This is a genomic window from Flagellimonas beolgyonensis (assembly GCF_003992615.1).
Lineage (GTDB): Bacteria > Bacteroidota > Bacteroidia > Flavobacteriales > Flavobacteriaceae > Flagellimonas > Flagellimonas beolgyonensis.
Genome location: NZ_RZMY01000015.1, coordinates 206,291 through 206,534, shown reverse-complemented (window position 1 = coordinate 206,534; position 244 = coordinate 206,291). Strand labels below are relative to the sequence as shown.

Sequence of the window (244 nt, the reverse complement as noted above, 5' to 3'; positions counted from 1 at the left end):
GACGATAGCGGCCACGGACAACACGGCGACCGAGGCGGGCACCACCACGGGCGAATATACGGTGAGCCTGGATGCGGTGAACGGCTCGGGCTCCGCGATAACGGTGAACTATACGGTAAGCGGCACGGCGACCTCGGGCAGCGACTTTGTTGCGCTTGCGGGCAGTGTTGCCATCCCCGACGGCCAGCAGACGGCGACGATCACCCTGACCCCTGTCGACGATGTGGAAGTCGAGGGCGACGAG

1 protein-coding gene is annotated in these 244 nt (G+C 65.6%); it reads left to right on the top strand.

Annotated elements, in window-relative coordinates:
- A partial coding sequence (locus tag EO131_RS11005; protein WP_206512883.1) for a Calx-beta domain-containing protein occupies positions 1–244 on the top strand: 244 nt, incomplete at both ends.